Raw genomic sequence first — 6450 nt, forward strand, 5'->3', positions numbered from 1 at the left:
TACGTCCGCGCGCCAGAAGGTTTCATCACCATGGGAACCTGGATGGCGACACAGGAGGGTGAGGTCATGGGCTACGGATGGTCGGGGCGGTCAGGTCAAGATTGGTGGCTGGGGCGGATTGTTCGGGGATGAGGGCAGTGGGTTCTGGATCGGGCGTCAGGCGCTGGCGCTGCTGACGGCGCTTCTGGATGGACGCAATCAGGCGGATCATGCGTTTTTTGCGCCGTTTGTGGCGGCGATGGGCTTTCCGACTGAAAAAGCAGCGTGTGGGACGGCGCTTCTGGAATGGTATGGGACGCTGCGTCATCCGAGGGCCAGTGTTGCGGCTCTGGCGCGGATTGTTTCGGATCTGGCCGAGGGCGGGCTGGAACCGGCCCGGCGGCTGATGCGTGAGGCGGCGGATCATCTTTGCGCCCATATCGAGGCGGCCCAGCGCCATTTTCCCGAGACATCGCTGCCGTGGAGTTATGCGGGGGGAACGTTCCAGAGCCGGTTTCTTCGGGAGAGCGTTGCTGTTCGGCATGGTGTGCCTGTGCCGCCGCGTCTTCCGCCGGTCGGAGGGGGGCTGCTCAATGCCGCGCGTCTGGCCGGGTGGGATGTGGATGATGCGTGGATTGAGCGCGTGTCTGTTGCACTGCGTGATGCGGGGCTGACGTCGTGACGGGGCCTGTCCAGTCCGGCAGGGGGCTGACCGGGGATTATGGACTGGCGCCTCTGGGTGTGGCTGCGGCGATTTTCTTCATCATGGGTTTTGTGACCTGGATGAACGGTCCGCTGATTTCGTTCGTGCGTGTGGCGTTTGATCTGAGCGATACGAGCGCCTTTCTCGTGCCGATGGTGTTCTATTTTTCGTATTTCCTGTTTTCCCTGCCTGCGTCTTTCGTTGCCCGGAGGCTTGGTCTGCGGCGGGGGCTGGCTGTTTCGCTCGTGTTATGTGCGGCGGGCGTGGCGCTGTTCGGGCAGTTCATTGCCATGCGTCTTTATGGGGGTGCCCTGACCGGGTTGCTGGTGATGGGGGCCGGGCTGTCTCTGATGCAGGTGGTGATTAACCCGCTGGTCAGTCTGCTGGGGCCGTCCGAGCGGGCGTCGCAGCGTATCGCCATTATGGGCGTGTGCAACAAATGCGCGGGAATTCTCGCCCCGATCGTTCTGGCGACTGTGGTGATGGGCGATATTGGGACGCTGTCCCAGCGGGCGCAGGAGACGACGGACCCTGTGGCGCGCAATGCGCTTCTGTCGGGGTTCGTGCAGGCGATTTATGCGCCTTACATGACGATGGCTGTTGTTCTGTTGCTGACGGCTATCGGCGTGGCGCTCTGCCCGCTGCCGGATTTGCAGGCTCCTGCGCTGCCGGGGCCTCTGGAGGGGAGCCGGCGTATTTTCCGGCCGCATCTGGTGTTCGGGATCGTCGTGATGTTTTTGTATGTCGGCGTGGAAGTCATGGCCGGGGACGCCATCGGGACCTATGGGCAGGGTTTTGGTCTGCCGCTCAGTCAGACGCGCTTTTTCACGTCTCTGACGCTGGCCGGGATGCTGGGGGGATATATTCTCGGGTTTCTGGTTGTGCCGCGGATTGTGACGCAGGAGCGGCTCATGGAACTGGCCTGTTTTCTGGGCGCGGGGCTGACGGTCGCGGCGTTTCTGACGCAGGGCTATGTTTCGGTTCTGTGTGTGGCGTTGCTGGGGGCGGCCAATGCCATGCTGATGCCCTCGATTTTCCCCATCGCCATTCGGGGGGCCGGGGCGTGGACGCCGCTCGCATCCGCCCTGTTGGTCATGGCGTATAGTGGCGGGGCGATCATTCCGCAGATTTACGTCATTCTCAAGCCGTTCGTGGGCTTTCAGGGCATGTTTGCGCTGCTGGTTCTGCCGTCTTATCTGGCGTTGCTACTTTACGCGCGGCGTTATGGCCGGACGGGGCTTTTACCACTGGATCAGGAGCCATGATGGCGCATCTTGAGGGCAGGATCGTCCTGCGCGATCGTATTGTTTCGGGGCGGGTGGATTTTGACAGTCATATCCGCGAGATCGTGCCTCAGTCCGGAGTGCCAGAGCGCTATATTCTGCCGGGCTTTATTGATGGTCATGTCCATGGTGGCGGCGGGGCCGATACGATGGACGGGGTTGCGGCCATTGAGACGCTCTCGCGCTTTCATCTGGGCCACGGAACCACGACGATCCTGCCGACGACGATTACCGCGCCCTGGGCGGAGGTTATGGACGCGTTGCGGGCGGTGGCGGAAGTCTGTGATCGGGGTGTAGAGGGCGGGCCGCGCATTCATGGCGCGCATCTGGAAGGGCCGTTTGTCAGTCCGCACAAGCTGGGGGCCCAGCCGCCGTTCACTATCGAGCCGACCGCCGAGCGGGTGGCGGAAGCCGTTGCGACGGGGTGTGTGCGTGTTGTGACGATCGCGCCGGAGCTGGACCACGCGCCGACGGCCATGAAGGCCTTTGCGCAGGCGGGTGTCCGGGTCAGTCTGGGGCATACCACCACGGATTTCGAAGGTGCCGAGCGGGCGATCTGTCTGGTTTGTGCGGCCGGGGGAACCGTTGGAGGGACGCATCTGTTCAACGCCATGTCGGCGATTGAGGGGCGGCGTCCCGGGCCGGTAACGGCGCTGATGTGCAGTGATGTGGCTTATGGGGAAATGATCTTCGATACGCATCATGTTCATCCTGCCAGCTTCCGGCTGGCGGAGCGGATGATGGGGCAGCGGCTGCTGTTCGTGACGGATGCCATGCGCGGTACGGGCGAGGCGGATGGTCCGAGCCAGCTTGGCGGGCAGGATGTGATGATCCGTAACGGGGTGGTGCGGCTGCCGGATGGCACGCTTGCGGGGAGCATTCTGACGCTGGATCAGGCGTTGCGGAATGCTCTTGATGCCGGAATGTCGCTTCCGAAAGCGGCGCGTCTGGTCAGTACGAATGCTGCGGCCTATCTCGGGTTGCAGGACCGGGGGGCGATTGCGCCGGAGCTTCTGGCGGATTTCACGGTTCTGGATGACAGGTTTCAGGTCAGCGAAGTCTGGGTCAATGGAGAGCGCAGGGTATGAAAATCATCGTCACGGACACGCCCGGTCAGGCGTTTCAGCGCGCGGCGGACATGATCGCGGAGGAAATCCGCGGATCTGGGGCCCCTGTTCTGGGATTGGCGACGGGCCGCACGATGGAGAGCATTTACCAGCTTCTGGTGCGGGATCATGACGCGGGGACGCTGGATTTTTCCGGCACGATGTCGTTCAATCTGGACGAATATGTCGGTCTGCCGCCGACGGACCCGAATTCCTACAGCCACTACATGCAGGAGCATCTGTTCTCGCATGTGAACATGCCCGCAGGGCAGGGGCATGTTCCGAATGGTGTTGCTGCGGATCTGGACGCTGAGTGCGCGCGCTATGAGGCCGCCATTCGCGCGGCCGGGGGGCTTGGGTTGCAGCTTCTGGGCATTGGCGAGACGGGGCATATCGGTTTCAACGAGCCGCCTTCCGCGTTCGACAGCCGGACGCGGGTTGTCCATCTGGATGATGTGACGCGACGTCAGAACAGCGCCATGTTCGGCGATGATCCGGAGCGTGTGCCGGAACGCGCTCTGACGATGGGCGTGGGGACGATTCTGGAAGCGCGGCGTCTGGTGCTGGTGGCTGTTGGTGAGGGCAAGGCGGCGATCGTTGACGAGGCGCTGAACGGTCCGATCAGTGAGGCTGTCAGCGCCACGGCGATCCGTCTTCATGACGATGCGACGGTGATTCTGGACGAAGCTGCGGCCCGGATCTGGCGGCGTTAGGGCGGACAGATCGTTTCCATGTTTGGGAGTGCCTCCCGGAAGGCGTCGCTGATAATCTGACGCATCCAGAGGTTATCCGCTGTCCGTTGCCAGAGCAGCGACACAGAATACTGCCCCAGATCAATGGGTGCCGCGCAGACAGTCAGGCCGGAGACAGCAGCGAGGCTCTGCGCGGCATGGAGGGGCAGGGTGGCAATGGCACGCGTTCCGATCAGGAAAGGGGGGAGCGCAGAAAAATGCGTTAGTGCCGACTGTACCCGGCGCGCGTGGCCCAGAGTTTTCAACACATGGTCCACGATCCCCTCCCGTCCGGAAAAGGACACCAGAAGATGTGGCAGCGTGAGGTAATCTTCCAGTGTCAGGGGAAATGTGAGGCCGCAGGCGGCTGGATCAAGCAGGCAGGCGTAACCGGATTGTCCGATCTCCTGATGCTGTAATCCGGAGCGGATATTGGGCTGTGCCACGACGGCAAAGTCGATGTCTCCTGCTTCGAAAAGAGCCTCGACCCGGTGTTTGTTGGCCTGTCTGAATGTCACGGAAACCCGTGGGGCTTCCGCTGCCAGACGTTTTGCGATCAGGGGGCCAGCCGCGATCTGGAAGTCGTCGGACATTCCCAAAGAGAAATGCTGTCGGCTGGTTGCCGGATCAAATGCCGTAACGGTTGAAAACGCTGTCTGGATCAGCGTCGCTCCGTTTTGCAGCGGTTCCGCCATGGCAATTGCCCGAGGAGTTGGTTGCATGCCGTCACGCGTGCGGACGAACAGAGGGTCATCCGCCGCTTCCCGCAGGCGGGCCAGAGAGGCGCTGACGGCGGACTGACTCAGGGACAGTCGCCGTGCCGCTCTGGAGACGCTGCGTTCTTCCCAGAGTGCCAGAAACGTGGTGGCCAGATTGAAATCGAGGCGTGAAATATCGACCATGGTGATTTTGATTATCAAAACAATCAATTTGCCCGATAATGGGAGAAAGTCCACTCTTCCTCTCACTGTAATCCGCTACATGCATGAGAGATCCGGACATGAGCCAGCGTCGCGTCGCCGTTATTCAGGCGGGAACCAGTCTTTTCGACACGCCCCGGACACTGGATCGGATGGAAGCCCATTGTGATGCGGCTGCCGCACAGGGTGTTGAGCTTGCAGTTTTTCCGGAGGCGTATGTTGGCGGATATCCAAAAGGGCTGAGTTTCGGCGCAATTCTGGGAAGCCGTTTTCCGGAAGGGCGTGAGGATTATCTGCGTTACTGGAAATCTGCCATTGACGTGCCAGGCGCAGAAACGGCGCGGATCGGCTCGTTTGCGGCGAAAATGAAGGCCCATCTTGTTGTCGGTGTTATCGAACGTGATGGGGCGACGTTATATTGTACGGCGCTCTTTTTCGGACCTGACGGGGCGCTTTTGGGCAAACATCGCAAGCTGATGCCGACGGGAGCCGAGAGGCTGGTCTGGGGGCAGGGCGACGGCTCGACCATTCCGGTTTTTGAGACGGATATCGGTCGTATCGGGGCTGCGATCTGCTGGGAAAACTATATGCCGGACCTGCGTCAGAGCATGTATGCCCGGGGCATCAATCTCTGGTGTGCGCCTACGGTGGATGAGCGCGACATCTGGCAGGCTTCCATGCGGCATATTGCCTATGAAGGACGAACGTTTGTTCTCAGTGCCTGCCAGTACATGACGCGTGCGGATGCGCCGGAGGAGTATGCCTGTCATCAGGGCAATAACCCGGACACCGTGCTTATTCGGGGGGGCAGTGTGATCGTCAGCCCGCTTGGAGACATCATTGCCGGACCGATTTATGATCGTGAAGCGATCCTTACGGCGGATATCGATCTGGATGATGTGATCCGGGGAAAATACGATCTGGACGTGGCAGGCCATTATGCCCGTCCCGATATTTTCAGTCTGCGGGTTCATGACGCACCACGGCGTCCGGTGTCATTCTCTGAAGCTGTGGAGACTCTGCCGGATTGTAAAGAAGAAGCAACGGTCAAGCCCTGTTCTTAAGGGGAGGGGCTGACGTGGGCATGGGGACGAATCAGTAAAATTAAACATTCCCAATGCTGGCAACTTGGCATTGTCGGGAGGTGAGAAGAAATGTAGCCAATGCGAGTCATTCGCATCTGGAATTGAAGCATCATGCCTGCCTCTCTGCATTTTTCTCGTCTCCGCTCGTGTTCGTTTCTGTTGGGATGTCTTGCAGGAACAGTTTTGCAGTCCCGTGCTTATGGCGCGTCGACAGATTTGCCTTCGTCCGGTCAGAACACTGCTGCCCACGGGCTGAACTATCAGGGCAGCAAGGTCTCGGGCGGGCAGGAGCGTTTGACGGTCTGGGGGAAGAATCATCCGCAATTGACCGGGACTTCTCCGAATAAAAAACTGACGGCGTCTTTGCTGGATACGCCGAGATCCATTTCCGTGGTGACGCAGGAGCAGATGAAACTGGTCAATGCGACGTCGTTTGAAGAGGCCATGCGCACTGTCCCGGGGGTCAGTTTTCGGGGTGGGGACGCTTATGCCGTGCCGGGCGGGAATTATCCTGTCATTCGTGGATTTGGGTCTTACAGCAATATGTTCATTGATGGCCTGCGCGATAGTGGCGTTAGCCAGCGCGAGGTTTTTGATGTTGACGAGATGGAGGTCTTGAAAGGGCCGGGGTCTGTGTATGGGG

Annotated in this window: 7 protein-coding genes; 6 read left to right on the plus strand and 1 reads right to left on the minus strand. The window is 60.4% G+C overall.

What is annotated here, in order from left to right; genetic code table 11:
• The first annotated feature begins 58 nt into the window (after window positions 1-58).
• Genes JK213_RS15485 through nagB form a run of 4 tightly spaced genes read left to right on the plus strand, consistent with a single transcriptional unit; the run spans window position 59 to window position 3784 of the window.
• On the plus strand, window positions 59-661 hold the full coding sequence (locus JK213_RS15485; protein ID WP_211571876.1) for a BadF/BadG/BcrA/BcrD ATPase family protein: 603 nt from the start codon (window positions 59-61) through the stop codon (window positions 659-661).
• Window positions 658-1947 (plus strand): glucose/galactose MFS transporter, encoded by a 1290-nt coding sequence (gene gluP, locus JK213_RS15490; RefSeq protein WP_322783028.1) that lies wholly within the window; start codon window positions 658-660, stop codon window positions 1945-1947. The genes JK213_RS15485 and gluP overlap by 4 nt, the downstream gene beginning before the upstream one ends.
• Window positions 1944-3053 carry an N-acetylglucosamine-6-phosphate deacetylase gene (nagA, locus tag JK213_RS15495; RefSeq protein WP_194261765.1) on the plus strand — a complete coding sequence of 370 codons (1110 nt, stop codon included), beginning with the start codon at window positions 1944-1946 and terminating at the stop codon, window positions 3051-3053. Before gluP ends, nagA begins: the two co-directional genes overlap by 4 nt.
• Complete coding sequence (nagB, locus tag JK213_RS15500) at window positions 3050-3784, plus strand: glucosamine-6-phosphate deaminase (protein WP_194261766.1); 735 nt, start codon at window positions 3050-3052, stop codon at window positions 3782-3784. The genes nagA and nagB overlap by 4 nt, the downstream gene beginning before the upstream one ends.
• On the opposite strand, the gene JK213_RS15505 is transcribed toward nagB, so the two are convergent.
• Complete coding sequence (locus JK213_RS15505; protein ID WP_211571877.1) at window positions 3781-4704, minus strand: LysR family transcriptional regulator; 924 nt, start codon at window positions 4702-4704, stop codon at window positions 3781-3783. The genes nagB and JK213_RS15505 overlap by 4 nt on opposite strands.
• Window positions 4705-4802: 98 nt before the next feature.
• Between JK213_RS15505 and JK213_RS15510 the strand changes: the two genes are divergently transcribed.
• Both JK213_RS15510 and JK213_RS15515 read left to right on the plus strand, forming a co-directional pair.
• Window positions 4803-5786 (plus strand): nitrilase-related carbon-nitrogen hydrolase, encoded by a 984-nt coding sequence (locus JK213_RS15510; protein ID WP_283091847.1) that lies wholly within the window; start codon window positions 4803-4805, stop codon window positions 5784-5786.
• 204 nt (window positions 5787-5990) lie between these two features.
• Window positions 5991-6450, plus strand: a 460-nt coding sequence (locus JK213_RS15515; protein WP_211571878.1) for a TonB-dependent receptor plug domain-containing protein, incomplete at its 3' end; no start/stop codon positions are given.

The sequence above is a fragment of the Gluconobacter sp. Dm-44 genome, from assembly GCF_018256175.1.
In the GTDB taxonomy this organism is placed as follows: Bacteria; Pseudomonadota; Alphaproteobacteria; order Acetobacterales; family Acetobacteraceae; genus Gluconobacter; species Gluconobacter cadivus.

Coding starts and splice junctions, on each gene's coding strand:
- nagA (WP_194261765.1), top strand. CDS start 1,944: ATGATGGCGCATCTTGAGGGCAGGATCGTCCTGCGCGATCGTATTGTT.
- nagB (WP_194261766.1), top strand. CDS start 3,050: ATGAAAATCATCGTCACGGACACGCCCGGTCAGGCGTTTCAGCGCGCG.
- JK213_RS15510 (WP_283091847.1), top strand. CDS start 4,803: ATGAGCCAGCGTCGCGTCGCCGTTATTCAGGCGGGAACCAGTCTTTTC.
- JK213_RS15505 (WP_211571877.1), bottom strand. CDS start 4,704: ATGGTCGATATTTCACGCCTCGATTTCAATCTGGCCACCACGTTTCTG.